7 protein-coding genes, 1 tRNA gene and 1 rRNA gene are annotated in these 15,842 nt (G+C 70.9%); 8 read left to right on the forward strand and 1 reads right to left on the reverse strand.

Going from position 1 to position 15,842, the window contains the following annotated elements; translation table 11 throughout:
• Both rrf and ACZ7H1_RS22670 read left to right on the forward strand, forming a co-directional pair.
• A 5S ribosomal RNA gene (gene rrf / locus ACZ7H1_RS22665) occupies window positions 1-93 on the forward strand; the annotation flags it as partial.
• A 5-nt stretch (window positions 94-98) separates the two neighbouring features.
• Window positions 99-174: transfer RNA gene (locus tag ACZ7H1_RS22670), tRNA-Thr, on the forward strand.
• Between the two features lie 100 nt (window positions 175-274).
• On the opposite strand, the gene ACZ7H1_RS22675 is transcribed toward ACZ7H1_RS22670, so the two are convergent.
• On the reverse strand, window positions 275-2,941 hold the full coding sequence (locus tag ACZ7H1_RS22675) for a SpoIIE family protein phosphatase (RefSeq protein ID WP_470789073.1): 2,667 nt from the start codon (window positions 2,939-2,941) through the stop codon (window positions 275-277).
• A gap of 252 nt (window positions 2,942-3,193) precedes the next feature.
• Here ACZ7H1_RS22675 and ACZ7H1_RS22680 point away from each other — a divergent pair, with 252 nt between their 5' ends.
• The 6 genes from ACZ7H1_RS22680 to pgsA all read left to right on the forward strand — a co-directional run bounded on the left by ACZ7H1_RS22680 (window position 3,194) and on the right by pgsA (window position 15,841).
• Window positions 3,194-8,695 (forward strand): HAMP domain-containing protein, encoded by a 5,502-nt coding sequence (locus ACZ7H1_RS22680; protein WP_470789075.1) that lies wholly within the window; start codon window positions 3,194-3,196, stop codon window positions 8,693-8,695.
• A gap of 229 nt (window positions 8,696-8,924) precedes the next feature.
• Complete coding sequence (locus tag ACZ7H1_RS22685) at window positions 8,925-9,605, forward strand: response regulator (RefSeq protein WP_470789076.1); 681 nt, start codon at window positions 8,925-8,927, stop codon at window positions 9,603-9,605.
• A gap of 150 nt (window positions 9,606-9,755) precedes the next feature.
• The gene (locus tag ACZ7H1_RS22690; RefSeq protein ID WP_470789077.1) at window positions 9,756-12,485 is read left to right on the forward strand and encodes a DNA translocase FtsK; all 2,730 of its coding nucleotides are present in this window, start codon (window positions 9,756-9,758) and stop codon (window positions 12,483-12,485) included.
• Window positions 12,486-12,701: 216 nt separating this feature from the next.
• The gene (locus ACZ7H1_RS22695) at window positions 12,702-13,559 is read left to right on the forward strand and encodes a helix-turn-helix domain-containing protein (RefSeq protein ID WP_470789079.1); all 858 of its coding nucleotides are present in this window, start codon (window positions 12,702-12,704) and stop codon (window positions 13,557-13,559) included.
• Window positions 13,560-13,706: 147 nt separating this feature from the next.
• Window positions 13,707-15,185 carry a 30S ribosomal protein S12 methylthiotransferase RimO gene (gene rimO, locus ACZ7H1_RS22700; RefSeq protein WP_470789080.1) on the forward strand — a complete coding sequence of 493 codons (1,479 nt, stop codon included), beginning with the start codon at window positions 13,707-13,709 and terminating at the stop codon, window positions 15,183-15,185.
• Window positions 15,182-15,841, forward strand: coding sequence for a CDP-diacylglycerol--glycerol-3-phosphate 3-phosphatidyltransferase (gene pgsA / locus ACZ7H1_RS22705; RefSeq protein ID WP_470789081.1), 660 nt, complete (start codon window positions 15,182-15,184; stop codon window positions 15,839-15,841). Before rimO ends, pgsA begins: the two co-directional genes overlap by 4 nt.
• Window position 15,842: the final 1 nt, after the last annotated feature.

The raw sequence follows: 15,842 nt of genomic DNA on the forward strand, positions 1-15,842 counted from the left end.
ACGCCCGGTTACATTCCGAACCCGGAAGCTAAGCCTTTCAGCGCCGATGGTACTGCAGGGGGGACCCTGTGGGAGAGTAGGACGCCGCCGAACAACCCGCCCTTTTAGCTCAGTCGGTAGAGCGTCTCCATGGTAAGGAGAAGGTCAACGGTTCGATTCCGTTAAAGGGCTCCAAACAAGAAGGCCCCCACCATTCGGTGGGGGCCTTCTTGCGTTTCCGGACCGCTTTTGAGGCCCTGCCCCGAGGCCGACCCGGGCCCCACCCCCGCACGGGCTACTCGCCCCGGCGGGGCTCCGGGACGCGGAAGGCGAGGATGGCCATGTCGTCGGAGGCCGGCTCGGCGGCGAAGCGCTCCACCGCGCGCAGGACACGCGCGGCCACCGCGCCCGCGGTGAGGCCCGTACACGTCGTGAGGACGTCGGCGAGGCCGTCGTCGCCGAGCATGCGGGTGCCCTCGCGGCGCTCGGTGACCCCGTCGGTGACGCACAGCAGGACGTCGCCCGGGTCGAGCGTCAGCGTCTGCTCGTACAGCTCGAGGTCCTCCAGCACGCCGAGCAGCGGCTGCGGCTCCGCGGCCGACTCGACGCGGCCGTCCGGGCGCAGGCGCAGCGGTAGCGGGTGGCCGGCGCAGACCAGCTTGAGCTGCGCCGCGCCGTCCTCGCGGGGGCTCAGTTCGCCGTAGAGGAGGGTGAGGAAGCGGCTGCGGGTGCCCTCGTCGAGGATGGCGGCGTTGAGCCGCTCCAGAACCGCCGGTCCGCCGAGGCCCTCGCGGGCCAGCAGGCGCAGTGCGTGCCGGGCCAGGCCCGTGACGGCGGCCGCCTCCGGGCCCGTACCGCAGACGTCGCCGATGGCGAAGCCGTACGCGCCGTCGCGGATGGGGAAGACGTCGTAGAAGTCGCCGCCGACCTCGTTGCCCTCGCCGGCCGCGCGGTAGATCACCTCGACCTCGATCCCCGGGATGGCGGGGGCGCTGGGCGGGAGGAGACTGCGCTGGAGGGAGCGGCTGATGGCCGTGCGCTCGGAGTAGAGGCGGGCGTTGTCCAGGGCGAGCGCGGCCCGGCGGGACAGGTCCTCGGCCAGTTCGACGATCTCCTGGCGGAAGTGCTCCTCGGCCGGCTTGCCGAGGGTCAGCATGCCGATGACGCGGTTGCGGGCCATCAGCGGGAGGACGACCGTCTCGCCGCTGACGGCAGCGGCCGTGGCCAGGGTCGTGCCGATGCCCGAGGTGAAGTCGGAGGGCGAGCCGAGGCCCACCGTGCGCATGGACGTGCGCAGGGCGGCCTGGTGGGCGGCCTCGGAGGGCGCGGACCAGGGGCGGGCGCCCGGGGTGTTCAGCGGCTCGGGCGGCGTGATCCGGCTCAGGAGGGCCTTGAGGCCGTCGATGCGGTCCTCGTCCTCGTGGAGGACGTACGCGAGGTGCGGGTCCGAGGCCGGGTCGGCGATGGTGTAGACGGCGCACCAGGTCGCCAGGGTCGGGACGGTCATCTGGGCCATCAGGGCCAGGGTCTGGTCCCGGTCGAGGGTGCCGGCCAGCAGGTCGGAGGCTTCGACGAGGAAGGACAGGGAGCCGCGCCGGAGCCGTTCGAGCTCGCCGAGGCGGGCGGACTCGACGGCCAGCGCGATGCGGTCCGCGGCGAACTGGAGGCGCAGGGCTTCTTCGTTGGAGTAGCGGCCGGGGACTTCTGCGGCGACGCCGAGGGAGCCGGTGAGGCGGCCCTCGACCTTGAGGGGGACGGTGACGACGGAGCGCATGCCGGTGCCGCCGAGGAGGGGCACGGCGCCGGGGACGGCGATGAGGTCGTCGTGGACGGCGGGCATCCGGGCGGAGCCGTACCGGCCGGTGCCCGCTTCGACGGGGACGCGGGCGAACCGCTGGCGGGTGGAGGGCAGTCCGGTCGTGGCCCGTACCTCCAGCTCCGTCTCGTCGTCGGTCGCGAGCAGGAGGAAGGCGGCATCGGCGTCGAGCATGTCGCGGGCCCGCTCGACGGTGCGCTGGAGCAGGCTGTCGAGGTCGTCGGGGGCCGGGGAGCCGATGAACACCTCGAAGGGGTCGGCCGCGCGGTTCTCGGACAGCTGGCCGGGGTCGGCGGCGGCCGGGGTGCGGACCGGGGTCTGCAGAACGGCGCGCTCCTGGTCGTGGACGAGGAGGCAGACGGTGGACGCTTCGCCTTCGGCGTCGCGGACCCGCAGGTGGGAGGCGTAGACGGGGATGACGCGGCCGTCGGAGCAGCGGATGCCGTAGCTGCCCTCCCAGCGGGACAGGCGCAGGGCGTCGGCGATGCCGGTGCTGGTGCCGGGGGTGTGCGGCCAGGCGGCGAGATCGCCGAGCGGGCGGCCGGTGGCCTTCTCGGCGGGGTAGCCGAAGAGGTGCTCCGCGTCTTCGTTCCAGGAGGCGACGCGGCCGTCGCTGTCGATCTGGAGGACGGCGACGCGGACCCGGGCCTCGGCGACGGGCAGCTGCCGGTCGGGGACGGCGGGGCCGGCGTAGCGGGCGCCCACGGGGCGGGCGGGGAGGTCCAGCTGGAACCAGACGTGCTTGCGGGTGGGGGCGTAGTCGACTCCCCAGCGGGTGGCCAGGGCGCCGCACAGCATGAGGCCGCGGCCGCTCTCCTGCTCCTGGGAGGGGTAGCCGCGCTCCGGGTGCTGGAGGGGGACCTCGCGCTCGGGGTAGCGGTCGGCGACCTCGACGCGGACTCCGTCGGCGGCGCGCAGGCACAGGACGTCGGCGCTGGTGCCGGCGTGGATGACGGCGTTCGTGACCAGTTCGCTGGTCAGGACGACGGCGTCGTCCACGATGTCGGCGAAGCCCCAGCCCTGCAAGGTGTCGCGGACGAAGGCGCGGGCACCGGCGACCGAGCGCGGGACAGGTTCGAAGCTGGCAGCCGCCCGGGCCGTGATCACAGGACTCCTCTGTCGTGTTTCCGCGCCCGGATCCGTCATCGGACCACCCCTCCGGTGCCCGGTGTTTCCGCGCCCCCGTCCCAGCCGGGCGGACCGGGACGGTTGGACAGTCGGATGCCAGGTTACTTACCTTCGCGGTCGGTACGGGCGCGCTCGGCGGGGATTCCACTCCGAGGAGCGGGTCGTTGTACGAAGGTGCCGAAGTGTTATGGCCGTGTTCGGGCATGGTGAAACACTGGGAAGGCTTGGCAGGGAGCCCGGGCAGTGGTCGACCCTTTCGGGAGGGACACGGTGGAGTCTGGCGTAGGCGCGCGGAGGACCAGTACGCGCGTGAAGGGCGGACGGTCCCGGCGAAACGGGACGACGGAGGTGGACACGGCTGCCCTGAACCGGTTGCTGACGGCTCTCGTGTCCATGCGGGACGGGAATTTCCGCAAACGGCTGACGGTGTCCGGCGACGGCGTGATGGCGGAGATCGCCGCCGTCTACAACGAGGTCGCCGACCGCAACCTCCACCTGACCGGGGAGCTGTCCCGGGTCCGGCGGATGGTCGGCCGCGAGGGCAAGCTCAGCGAACGGCTCGAGACGGGGGCCTGCGAGGGCTCCTGGGCGGCCGCGATCGACGCGTCGAACGCGCTGGTGGACGATCTTGCCCGGCCGGTCTCGGAGGTCGGCCGGGTGCTGTCGGCGGTCGCCGAGGGCGACCTCGACCAGCGGATGGACCTGCGGACGCAGTCGGCGGACGGGGTCGGGCACCCGCTGCGCGGTGAGTTCCTGAAGGTCGGGCGTACGGTCAACAACCTCGTGGACCAGCTGTCGGCGTTCACCGACGAGGTGACGCGGGTGGCCCTGGAGGTGGGTACCGAGGGCAAGCTCGGCGGGCAGGCGCAGGTGCGCGGCATGTCGGGTTCGTGGAAGGACCTGACGGACTCCGTCAACACGATGGCGTACCGGCTCACCGCTCAGGTGCGTGACATCGCCCTCGTCACGACGGCGGTGGCCAAGGGCGACCTGTCGCGCAAGGTCACGGTGCACGTGGCCGGCGAGATGCTCCAGCTGAAGAACACCGTGAACACGATGGTGGACCAGCTGTCGTCGTTTTCGTCCGAGGTGACCCGGGTGGCCCGCGAGGTGGGCACGGAGGGCGAACTCGGCGGTCAGGCGCAGGTGCCGGGCGTGGCGGGCGTGTGGAAGGACCTCACGGACTCCGTCAACACGATGGCGGGCAACCTGACCGCGCAGGTGCGCGGGATCGCACAGGTCACGACGGCGGTGGCCAGTGGCGACCTGTCGCAGAAGGTGACGGTGAGCGCGCGCGGGGAGGTGGCGCAGCTCGCCGAAACGATCAATCAGATGACCGAGACGCTGCGGACGTTCGCGGACGAGGTCACCCGGGTGGCGAGCGAGGTCGGCGCGAAGGGCCTGCTCGGCGGGCAGGCGCAGGTGCCGGGTGCGGCGGGTACGTGGAAGGACCTCACCGACTCGGTGAACACGGTCTTCCGGAACCTGACCACGCAGGTGCGTGACATCGCCCAGGTGACGACCGCCGTGGCCAACGGCGACCTGTCGCAGAAGGTCACGGTCGACGTCGCGGGCGAGATGCTGGAGCTGAAGAACACCGTCAACACGATGGTGGACCAGCTGCTGTCGTTTTCGTCCGAGGTGACGCGAGTGGCCCGGGAGGTCGGGGCCGAGGGCGAGCTCGGCGGGCAGGCGCAGGTGCCGGGTGCGGCGGGTACGTGGAAGGACCTCACCGACTCGGTGAACACGGCTTTCCGGAACCTGACCGGGCAGGTGCGCAACATTGCGCAGGTGACGACGGCGGTGGCCAACGGCGACCTGTCGCAGAAGGTCACCGTGGACGTGTCCGGCGAGATGCTCCAGCTGAAGAACACCGTGAACACGATGGTGGACCAGCTGTCTTCGTTCGCGGACCAGGTGACGCGGATGGCGCGGGACGTGGGTACGGAGGGCCGGCTCGGCGGTCAGGCCCGGGTCGAGGGGGTCTCCGGTACCTGGAAGGAGCTCACCGACTCCGTCAACTTCATGGCGGGGAACCTCACCTCGCAGGTGCGGCAGATCGCGCAGGTGACGACTGCGGTGGCGCGCGGTGACCTGTCGCAGAAGATCGACGTGGATGCGCGCGGCGAGATCCTGGAGCTGAAGAACACCATCAACACGATGGTCGATCAGCTGTCCGCGTTCGCGGAGCAGGTGACGCGGGTGGCCCGGGACGTGGGTACGGAGGGCCGGCTCGGCGGTCAGGCACAGGTGCCGGGCGTCGCCGGGGTGTGGCGCGACCTGACCGACTCCGTGAACGGCATGGCGGGGAACCTCACGTCGCAGGTGCGCAACATCGCGCAGGTCGCGACGGCGGTGGCGCGCGGTGACCTGTCGCAGAAGATCGACGTGGATGCGCGCGGCGAGATCCTGGAGCTGAAGAACACCCTCAACACGATGGTGGACCAGCTGTCTTCGTTCGCGGAGCAGGTGACGCGGGTGGCCCGCGAGGTGGGCACCGAGGGCATCCTCGGCGGCCAGGCCGAGGTGAAGGGCGTCTCGGGCACCTGGAAGGACCTCACGCAGTCCGTCAACTTCATGGCGAACAACCTGACGTCGCAGGTGCGCAACATCGCCGAGGTGACGACCGCGGTGGCCATGGGCGACCTGTCGAAGAAGATCACCGTCGATGCGAAGGGCGAGATCCTCGAGCTCGTCACCACCGTGAACACGATGGTGGACCAGCTGTCTTCGTTCGCGGAGCAGGTGACGCGGGTGGCCCGCGAGGTGGGTTCGGAGGGCCAGCTGGGCGGTCAGGCCCGGGTGCGCGGGGTGACCGGCATCTGGAAGGACCTCACCGACAACGTCAACCTGATGGCCAACAACCTGACCTCGCAGGTGCGCAACATCTCGCAGGTTTCGGCGGCGGTGGCCAACGGCGACCTGACGAAGAAGGTCACGGTGGAGGCGCGCGGTGAGGTCGCGCAGCTCGCCGACACCGTGAACACGATGGTGACGACGCTGTCTTCGTTCGCGGACGAGGTGACCCGGGTGGCCCGCGAGGTGGGCACCGAGGGCCGGTTGGGCGGTCAGGCGCACGTGCCGGGCGTCTCGGGTACGTGGAAGGACCTCACCGAGTCGGTGAACTCGATGGCGTCCAACCTGACCGGGCAGGTCCGCCAGATCGCCATGGTCACCACCGCCATCGCCAAGGGCGACATGACCAAGAAGATCGACATCGATGCGCGGGGCGAGATCCTCGAGCTGAAGACCACCATCAACACGATGGTGGACCAGCTGTCGTCGTTCGCCGACCAGGTGACGCGGGTGGCCCGCGAGGTGGGCACCGAGGGCATCCTCGGCGGCCAGGCCCGGGTGCGGGACGTGGACGGGACCTGGCGCGACCTCACCGAGTCGGTGAACGAGATGGCCGGCAACCTGACGCGGCAGGTGCGTGCGATCGCGGCCGTGGCCACGGCGGTGACCCGCGGCGACCTGAGCCTGAAGGTCGACGTGGACGCCGCCGGTGAGATCCAGGTGCTGCAGGACAACATCAACACGATGATCGTCAACCTGCGCGACACCACCCTGGCGAACAAGGAGCAGGACTGGCTCAAGGGCAACCTCGCCCGGATCTCGGGTCTGATGCAGGGCCGCCGGGAGCTGGACGACGTGGCCGGGCTGATCATGAGCGAGCTGACCCCGGTGGTCTCGGCGCAGCACGGTGCGTTCTATCTGGCGCAGCCGTCGGGCGGGGTGGGCGAGATCGACACCGAGGTGGGTGCGGACGGGCCGTACGAGCTGCGGATGCGCGGCAGCTACGCGTATGCGGGCAGCGCGATGCCGACGTCGTTCCGGCCGGGCGAGGGGCTGATCGGGACGGTGGCGGAGGAGAAGCGCACCATCCTGGTGGAGAACACCCCGCCCGGGTACCTGAAGATCTCCTCGGGGCTGGGGGAGGCGCCGCCGGCGCACGTGATCGTGCTGCCGGTGCTCTTCGAGGGCAAGGTGCTCGGCGTGATCGAGCTGGCGTCGTTCCAGCCGTTCACGCAGATCCAGAAGGACTTCCTCAGCCAGATCGCCGAGATGATCGGTACGAGCGTCAACACCATCAGCGTCAACTCCAAGACGGAGGTGCTCCTCAAGCAGTCGCAGGAGATGACGGAGCAGCTGCGGGAGCGCTCGGACGAGCTGGAGAACCGGCAGAAGGCCCTGCAGGCCGCGAACGCCGAGCTGGAGGAGAAGGCCGAGCTGCTGGCGCAGCAGAACCGCGACATCGAGGTGAAGAACACCGAGATCGAGGAGGCGCGGCAGGTCCTGGAGGAGCGCGCGGAGCAGCTCGCGGTCTCGATGCGCTACAAGTCGGAGTTCCTGGCGAACATGTCGCACGAGCTGCGCACGCCGCTGAACTCGCTGCTGATCCTGGCCAAGCTGCTGGCCGACAACGCCGACGGCAACCTCTCGCCGAAGCAGGTGGAGTTCGCCGAGACCATCCACGGGGCGGGTTCGGACCTGCTCCAGCTGATCAACGACATCCTGGACCTCTCGAAGGTCGAGGCCGGGAAGATGGACGTCAGTCCGACCCGGATCGCGCTGGTGCAGCTGGTCGACTACGTGGAAGCGACCTTCCGGCCGCTGACCGCGGAGAAGGGGCTGGACTTCTCTGTGCGGGTCTCGCCCGAGCTGCCGGCCACCTTGCACACCGACGAGCAGCGGCTGCTGCAGGTGCTGCGCAACCTGCTCTCGAACGCCGTGAAGTTCACGGACAGCGGGGCGGTGGAGCTGGTGATCCGGCCGGCCGGGGCGGACGTGCCGGTCGCGATCCGGCAGCAGCTGCTGGAGGCGGGTTCGCTGCGGGAGGCGGACGCCGACCTGATCGCCTTCTCGGTGACGGACACCGGGATCGGGATCGCGGCGAGCAAGATGCTAGTGATCTTCGAGGCGTTCAAGCAGGCGGACGGCACGACGAGCCGCAAGTACGGGGGCACGGGTCTGGGCCTGTCCATCAGCCGGGAGATCGCCCGGCTGCTGGGCGGGGAGATCCACGCGGCGAGCGAGCCGGGCCGCGGGTCGACGTTCACCCTGTACCTGCCGCTGCACCCGAGCGAGCTGCCGCCCCAGGGGTACGCGCCGCCGTCGCCGGGCGGGCGGGGGGACCAGTTCCGCCGCCGGGCCGTGGCCGAGCTGCCCGCCGAGGCGCCCGCGCCGCCGGCCGGGCCGTATCCGGCGGTGTCCGCGGATCCGGGCTCGCGGGGGCAGGGGGCGGCTCCGACGCTGTTCCGGCGCCGCCGCAAGGCGCTGAGCGACCTGGAGCCGCGGCCGGCGCTGCCGGGCCAGCCGAGCGCCGTTCCGCACGGCCAGGAGAGCTGGACGCAGGCGCCGGAGGAGCTGCCGGTCCCGCCGCGGACGTACGACTTCCACGGCGAGAAGGTGCTGATCGTGGACGACGACGTACGGAACGTCTTCGCGCTCACGAGCGTGCTGGAGCAGCACGGGCTGGCGGTGCTGTACGCGGAGAACGGCCGCGAGGGGATCGAAGTCCTGGAGCAGCACGACGATGTGACGGTCGTGCTGATGGACATCATGATGCCGGAGATGGACGGGTATGCGACGACGTCGGCGATCCGGCGGATGCCCCAGTTCGCCGGTCTGCCGATCATCGCGCTGACGGCGAAGGCGATGAAGGGGGACCGGGAGAAGGCCATCGACTCGGGTGCTTCCGACTATGTCACCAAGCCGGTCGATCCTGACTATCTGCTGACCGTGATGGAGCAGTGGATGCGCGGGAAGTGATCATGTGGGCCGGTGCTGTGCCGTGTTGAAGGCGCGGTGCGGCAGCGGCCGCGGGGGAGGGCGGGAAACCGGGAACCTTCCGCTCTCCCACGACGTTCCCGCTATGTGCACAGTGACATCTTGGTGACAGGGTGTGGCGATCTCGGGAGTGGGGCTACCATGACCGGCACAAGGACGGGCGGGCTCTGCGAGTCGGGGTGGCCCCATGCCGGGGCGAGGAGGACAGGGCATGGTGCAGAAGGCCAAGATCCTCCTGGTCGACGACCGACCGGAGAATCTGCTGGCGCTTGAGGCCATCCTCTCTGCGCTCGATCAGACACTGGTCCGGGCGTCGTCGGGGGAGGAAGCGCTCAAGGCGCTGCTGACGGACGACTTCGCGGTCATCCTGCTCGACGTTCAGATGCCGGGTATGGACGGATTCGAGACCGCGGCACACATCAAACGGCGTGAGCGGACCCGGGACATCCCGATCATCTTCCTCACGGCCATCAACCACGGACCCCACCACACCTTCCGCGGATACGCGGCCGGAGCGGTGGACTACATCTCCAAGCCGTTCGACCCGTGGGTCCTCCGGGCCAAGGTCTCGGTCTTCGTCGAGCTGTACATGAAGAACTGCCAGCTGCGCGAGCAGGCGGCGCTGCTGCGGCTCCAGCTGGAGGGCGGACAGGGCGGCACCGGCGGCCCCAAGGAGGCAGCCGGCCTGCTTGCCGAGCTCTCGGCGCGCCTGGCGGCCGTCGAGGAGCAGGCGGAAGCCCTGTCCAAGCAGCTGGACGACGATGCCGCGGACGCGGCGGCCGTGGCCACGGCCGCGCATCTGGAGCGCAAACTCACCGGGCTGCGCCGGGCGCTGGACGCCCTGGAGCCGGGCACCGGAGGCCACCCGGCCGTGGTCCCCGTCCAGACCTGAGGGGCCGGCGGCACCCGCCCCTGCCCCTTTGAGGGGTGAGGCCGCGTCAGGTGCGCCGGTACGTCAAACTGCCGACGCACGGCCCGACACGAACGGGTGAAGGGGTGGGCACACGTGTCCGGCGCGCCAAGCACCGGTAACCTCGCCCCCATGGCCTCACGTACGTCCGGCAAGGGTTCCCAGAGCAGCGAGGGCACCGCGAAGGCCCGCACCGCCCGTACGACGCCGGCGGCGAAGAAGGCGGCCCCCGCGCGCAAGCCCCCCGCCAAGAAGTCCGCAGCGCCCGCCAAGCGGGCGCCCGCGAAGAAGGCCGCGCCGAAGCCGGCGCCGTCGCCCACCGGGGGCGTGGTCCGGCTGGTGCGCGCCGTGTGGCTCGGCGCCGCCCACGCAGTGGGCGCGATCTTCCGCGGGGTGGGACGCGGAGCCAGGAACCTCGACCCCGCCCACCGCAAGGACGGGCTCGGGCTCCTCCTGCTCGGCCTCGCCCTGATCGTCGCCGCGGGCACCTGGTCGAACCTGCGCGGACCCGTGGGCGAGCTGGTCACGATGCTGGTCACCGGCGCCTTCGGCCGGCTCGACCTGCTGGTGCCGCTGCTGCTCGGCTTCATGGCCGTGCGGTTCATCCGCCACCCCGAACAGGCCGACGCCAACGGCCGGATCGGCATCGGGATCAGCGCCCTGGTCATCGGCGTGCTGGGCCAGGTGCACATCGCCTGCGGCGCACCCGGCCGGGACGCGGGCACGGAGGCGATGCGCGACGCGGGCGGGCTGGTCGGCTGGGCCGCGTCCCAGCCGCTGATCTTCACCATGGGTGCGCCGCTCGCCGTGCCGATGCTGATCCTCCTGACGATCTTCGGCCTGCTCGTCGTCACCGCGACGCCGGTCAACGCGATCCCGCAGCGGCTGCGCCAGCTCGGGGTCCGCCTCGGCATCGTGGCCGTCGACGAGGACGACCCGTACGGCACGGACACCGGCACCGAGCACGATCCGGAGCGCTGGCAGGCCCGGTCCCGGCGGGGCGCCGAGCCCGACGCGGACGGACCCGGGCAGGCCGAGGAGGAGGCGCTCGCCAGGAGGCGCCGCCCCCGGCGCGCCCCCGCACAGCCGCGGCTCGACCGGCCGCTGGACGCCGTGGACGTGGCCGCGGCGGCAGCCGCCGCGCTCGACGGGGCCGTGCTGAACGGTCTGCCGCCCTCGCCCGTGGTGGCCGACCTGACCCAGGGGGTCGCACCGGAGCGCCCGGCCGAGCACACCGTGCCGGTGCCGCCGGCCCGCGAGGCCGCCCCCGCACGTCCTGCCGCCGCCCCCGCACCGGCCGCCGCCTCCGTACCGGACCTGACGAAGGCCCCGCCGGAGGCCTCTGCTCCGCTGCCGCCGCGCGCCGAGCAGCTCCAGCTGCGCGGGGACATCACGTACGCGCTGCCCTCGCTCGACCTGCTGGAGCGGGGCGGGCCGGGCAAGACCCGCAGCGCCGCCAACGACGCGGTGGTCGCCTCGCTGACCAACGTCTTCTCGGAGTTCAAGGTCGACGCGGCCGTCACCGGCTTCACCCGGGGCCCGACCGTGACCCGGTACGAGGTGGAGCTCGGCCCCGCCGTGAAGGTCGAGCGGATCACCGCGCTGACCAAGAACATCGCGTACGCCGTGGCCAGCCCGGACGTGCGGATCATCAGCCCGATCCCCGGCAAGTCGGCGGTCGGCATCGAGATCCCGAACACCGACCGCGAGATGGTCAACCTGGGCGACGTCCTGCGGCTGGCCGATGCCGCCGAGGACGACCACCCGATGCTGGTGGCGCTCGGCAAGGACGTCGAGGGCGGCTACGTCATGGCCAACCTGGCCAAGATGCCGCACGTACTGGTCGCCGGAGCCACCGGTTCCGGAAAGTCCTCCTGCATCAACTGCCTCATCACGTCCGTGATGGTCCGGGCGACGCCCGAGGACGTCCGCATGGTGCTGGTCGACCCCAAGCGGGTGGAGCTCACGGCGTACGAGGGCATCCCGCACCTCATCACGCCCATCATCACCAACCCCAAGCGGGCCGCGGAGGCCCTGCAGTGGGTCGTGCGCGAGATGGACCTGCGCTACGACGACCTGGCGGCGTTCGGCTACCGGCACATCGACGACTTCAACAAGGCCATCCGCGACGGCAAGGTGAAGCTGCCCCCCGGCAGCGAGCGCGAGCTCCAGCCGTACCCGTACCTGCTGGTCATCGTCGACGAGCTGGCCGACCTGATGATGGTCGCTCCGCGCGACGTCGAGGACGCGATCGTCCGCATCACCCAGCTGGCCCGCGCCGCCGGAATCCACCTGGTACTGGCGACCCAGCGGCCCTCGGTGGACGTGGTGACCGGTCTGATCAAGGCGAACGTGCCCTCCCGGCTCGCCTTCGCCACCTCGTCGCTGGCGGACAGCCGGGTCATCCTCGACCAGCCGGGTGCGGAGAAGCTCATCGGCAAGGGCGACGGGCTGTTCCTGCCGATGGGAGCGAACAAACCGGTCCGCCTCCAGGGCGCCTTCGTCACCGAGGACGAGATCGCGGCGGTCGTCCAGCACTGCAAGGACCAGATGGCCCCCGTCTTCCGGGACGACGTGACGGTGGGACAGAAGCAGAAGAAGGAAGTCGACGAGGAGATCGGCGACGACCTGGACCTGCTGTGCCAGGCGGCCGAGCTGGTGGTCTCCACCCAGTTCGGATCCACCTCGATGCTCCAGCGCAAGCTGCGCGTGGGCTTCGCGAAGGCCGGGCGGCTGATGGACCTCATGGAATCGCGCGGTGTCGTGGGGCCCAGCGAGGGGTCCAAGGCCCGGGACGTCCTGGTGAAGCCGGACGAGCTGGACGGCGTGCTCGCGGTCATCCGCGGCGAGTCTCACCCGTAAGGGATCGGGCGGCAACCGTTTCTCCTGGCCGTGCGTCAAGTTGAGGAAAGGGGCGGAGCTGCCGCGCCATCCCGGCTCGTCCGGGGTCCTCCGGGCCCGTTCGGACACAGAGCCATACCGATGGCGTACAGAGTCCACCCTCCGGTTGCTCCACCCTTTCGTCACCCCCCTAGACTGGACATCCAGCAGGTGGCTACACGCTCGAAAGGCGCCCTCGTGTCCATCGGCAACTCCAACTCCCCCGAAGACGACCGGCCTTCGACCGAGGACCGGCCCTCCATCGGGCGTGCCCTGAAACAGGCCCGGATCCGCGCGGGACTCACCGTCGAAGAGGTCAGCAGCACGACCCGCGTGCGCGTTCCGATCGTGCACGCGATCGAGCAGGACGACTTCACCCGCTGCGGCGGCGACGTGTACGCCCGTGGCCATGTCCGTACCCTCGCCCGCGCCGTCAGGCTCGATCCGGAACCCCTGATCGAGCGCTACGACGCCGAACACGGCGGTCGGCCGGCACCCACCCCGGCCGCACCCATGTTCGAGGCGGAGCGGATCCGCCCCGAACGGCAGCGTCCGAACTGGACCGCTGCCATGGTCGCGGCGATCGTCGCCGTGATCGGTTTCGTCGGCTTCACCATGTTCAACGGATCCGACGACGCCGCGAAGAAGCCGGTGGCGGAAGGTTCCGTCTCGCCGCAGCCGGCGCCCAAGCAGAGTGGCGGGGCCAAGCCCGTCCCGCCGGCCCCGCAGCCCAAGCCCGAACCCGAGCCCTCGGACAGTGCCATCGCGGCCGCGCCCAAGGACCTGGTGACCGTCGTGCTGTCGGCGGTGGACGGCGAGAGCTGGATCTCCGCCAAGGACCACAACGGCCGGCTGCTCTTCGACGGCATGCTCAACCAGGGCGACTCCAAGACCTTCACGGACAAGGAGTCCGTCGACCTCGTCCTCGGCGACGCCGGCGCCGTCACGCTGTTCGTGAACGGCAAGGAGATCAAGGACGAGTTCCAGCCGGGCCAGGTCGAGCGGCTCACCTACACCAAGGACGACCCGCAGGAGGCCCCGCTCCAGGAGGGCTGACCCGCGGGCCGACCCGAGGGCTCACCTGCGGCCCGACCTGCATGATCACCGCCCGGAGCCCCGGGGTGCGGCGCCGCACCCCGGGGCTCCGCGCCGGTCCGGGGCACCCGGCGGGGGCCCGCTGCCGGACGAAGTACTCTTGAGTCCATGCCCGAACGCCGTACCGTCGCCCTTGTCACTCTTGGCTGCGCCCGTAACGAGGTGGACTCGGAGGAGCTCGCAGGCCGCTTGGCGGCGGATGGCTGGGAGCTCGTCCAGGACGCCGCCGACGCGGACGTAGCCGTCGTCAACACCTGCGGCTTCGTCGAAGCCGCGAAGAAGGACTCCGTAGACGCCCTCCTGGAAGCCAACGATCTCAAGGATCACGGCAAGACCCAGGCCGTCGTCGCGGTCGGCTGCATGGCCGAGCGCTACGGCAAGGAGCTCGCCGAGGCGCTGCCCGAGGCCGACGGCGTGCTCGGCTTCGACGACTACGCCGACATCTCCGACCGCCTCCAGACCATCCTGAACGGCGGCATCCACGCGTCGCACACCCCGCGCGACCGCCGCAAGCTGCTGCCGATCAGCCCGGCCGAGCGCCAGGACGCCCCCGAGGTGGCGCTCCCCGGCCACGCCCAGGACACTCCTCCGGAGGACCTGCCGGACGGCCTCGCCCCGGCCTCGGGTCCCCGCGCGCCCCTGCGCCGCCGCCTCGACACGAGCCCGGTGGCCTCGGTCAAGCTCGCGTCCGGCTGTGACCGGCGCTGCTCCTTCTGCGCCATCCCGTCCTTCCGCGGCTCCTTCATCTCGCGGCGCCCGAGCGACGTGCTCGGCGAGACCCGCTGGCTGGCCGAGCAGGGCGTGAAGGAGATCATGCTGGTCTCCGAGAACAACACCTCGTACGGCAAGGACCTCGGCGACATCCGGCTGCTGGAGACCTTGCTGCCCGAGCTGGCCGAGGTCGACGGCATCGAGCGGGTCCGCGTGAGCTACCTGCAGCCCGCCGAGATGCGCCCCGGCCTGATCGACGTGCTCACCTCCACGCCCAAGGTCGTGCCGTACTTCGACCTGTCGTTCCAGCACTCCGCCCCGGACGTGCTGCGGGCGATGCGGCGCTTCGGCGACACGGACCGGTTCCTGGAGCTGCTGGACACCATCCGCGCCAAGGCCCCGCAGGCCGGCGTCCGGTCCAACTTCATCGTGGGCTTCCCCGGGGAGACCGAGGCGGACTTCGCCGAGCTGGAGCGCTTCCTCACCCACGCGCGGCTCGACGCGATCGGCGTCTTCGGCTACTCCGACGAGGACGGCACGGAGGCGGTCGGTTACGACCACAAGCTCGACGAGGACGTCATCGCGGAGCGCCTCGCCCACATGCAGCGGCTCGCCGAGGAGCTGACCTCCCAGCGGGCCGAGGAGCGGATCGGCGAGACCCTGGAGGTGCTCGTCGAGGCCGTGGGCGAAGAGGCCGGCGACGAGGACGGGGCCACCGGGCGCGCTGCGCACCAGGCCCCCGAAACGGACGGCCAGGTGGTGTTCACGACAAGCGAGGGCCTGGTCCCGGGCCGTATGGTCATGGCAAAGGTGGTCGGCAGTCTGGGCGTGGACCTGGTCGCCGAACCCCTGCACCTTGAGGAGGCGGCCGGATGACCGGAGTCCCGGCATCAGCGGCGGGAGGCGCCGGACGCCGGCCCGCCCCCGGCGGAAAGCTGGGGGCTGCGGCCGTCAATCAGGCCAGCCTGTGGAACATCGCGAACATCCTCACGATGATCCGCCTCTTGCTCGTGCCGGGATTCGTCTTCCTGCTGCTCGCGGAGGGCGGGTACGACCCGGCGTGGCGGTCGCTGGCCTGGGCCGCATTCGCCGTCGCGATGATCACCGACCTGTTCGACGGTCATCTGGCGCGGACGTACAACCTGGTCACGGACTTCGGCAAGATCGCCGACCCGATCGCGGACAAGGCGATCATGGGTGCGGCGCTGATCTGCCTTTCCTGGCTCGGGGACCTGCCCTGGTGGGTCACGGGGGTGATCCTCGGGCGGGAGCTCGGCATTACGTTGCTGCGCTTCTGGGTGATCAGATACGGCGTGATTTCGGCCAGTCGCGGCGGAAAGATGAAAACCCTGGCCCAGGGGACGGCCGTGGGCATGTACGTTCTGGCTCTGACCGGTCCGCTGGCGACGCTGCGCTTCTGGGTGATGGCGGTTGCCGTCGCGTTGACGGTGCTGACGGGCCTGGACTACGTACGCCGGGCGGTCGTGCTGCGGCGTGAAGGGCTGGCGGCGGAGCGCGCCGCGCGGGGCTGAC

Source organism: Streptomyces sp. NPDC037401, from assembly GCF_055602345.1.

Coding starts and splice junctions, on each gene's coding strand:
- ACZ7H1_RS22690 (WP_470789077.1), top strand. CDS start 9,756: ATGGCCTCACGTACGTCCGGCAAGGGTTCCCAGAGCAGCGAGGGCACC.
- ACZ7H1_RS22675 (WP_470789073.1), bottom strand. CDS start 2,941: ATGACGGATCCGGGCGCGGAAACACGACAGAGGAGTCCTGTGATCACG.
- rimO (WP_470789080.1), top strand. CDS start 13,707: ATGCCCGAACGCCGTACCGTCGCCCTTGTCACTCTTGGCTGCGCCCGT.
- ACZ7H1_RS22685 (WP_470789076.1), top strand. CDS start 8,925: ATGGTGCAGAAGGCCAAGATCCTCCTGGTCGACGACCGACCGGAGAAT.
- pgsA (WP_470789081.1), top strand. CDS start 15,182: ATGACCGGAGTCCCGGCATCAGCGGCGGGAGGCGCCGGACGCCGGCCC.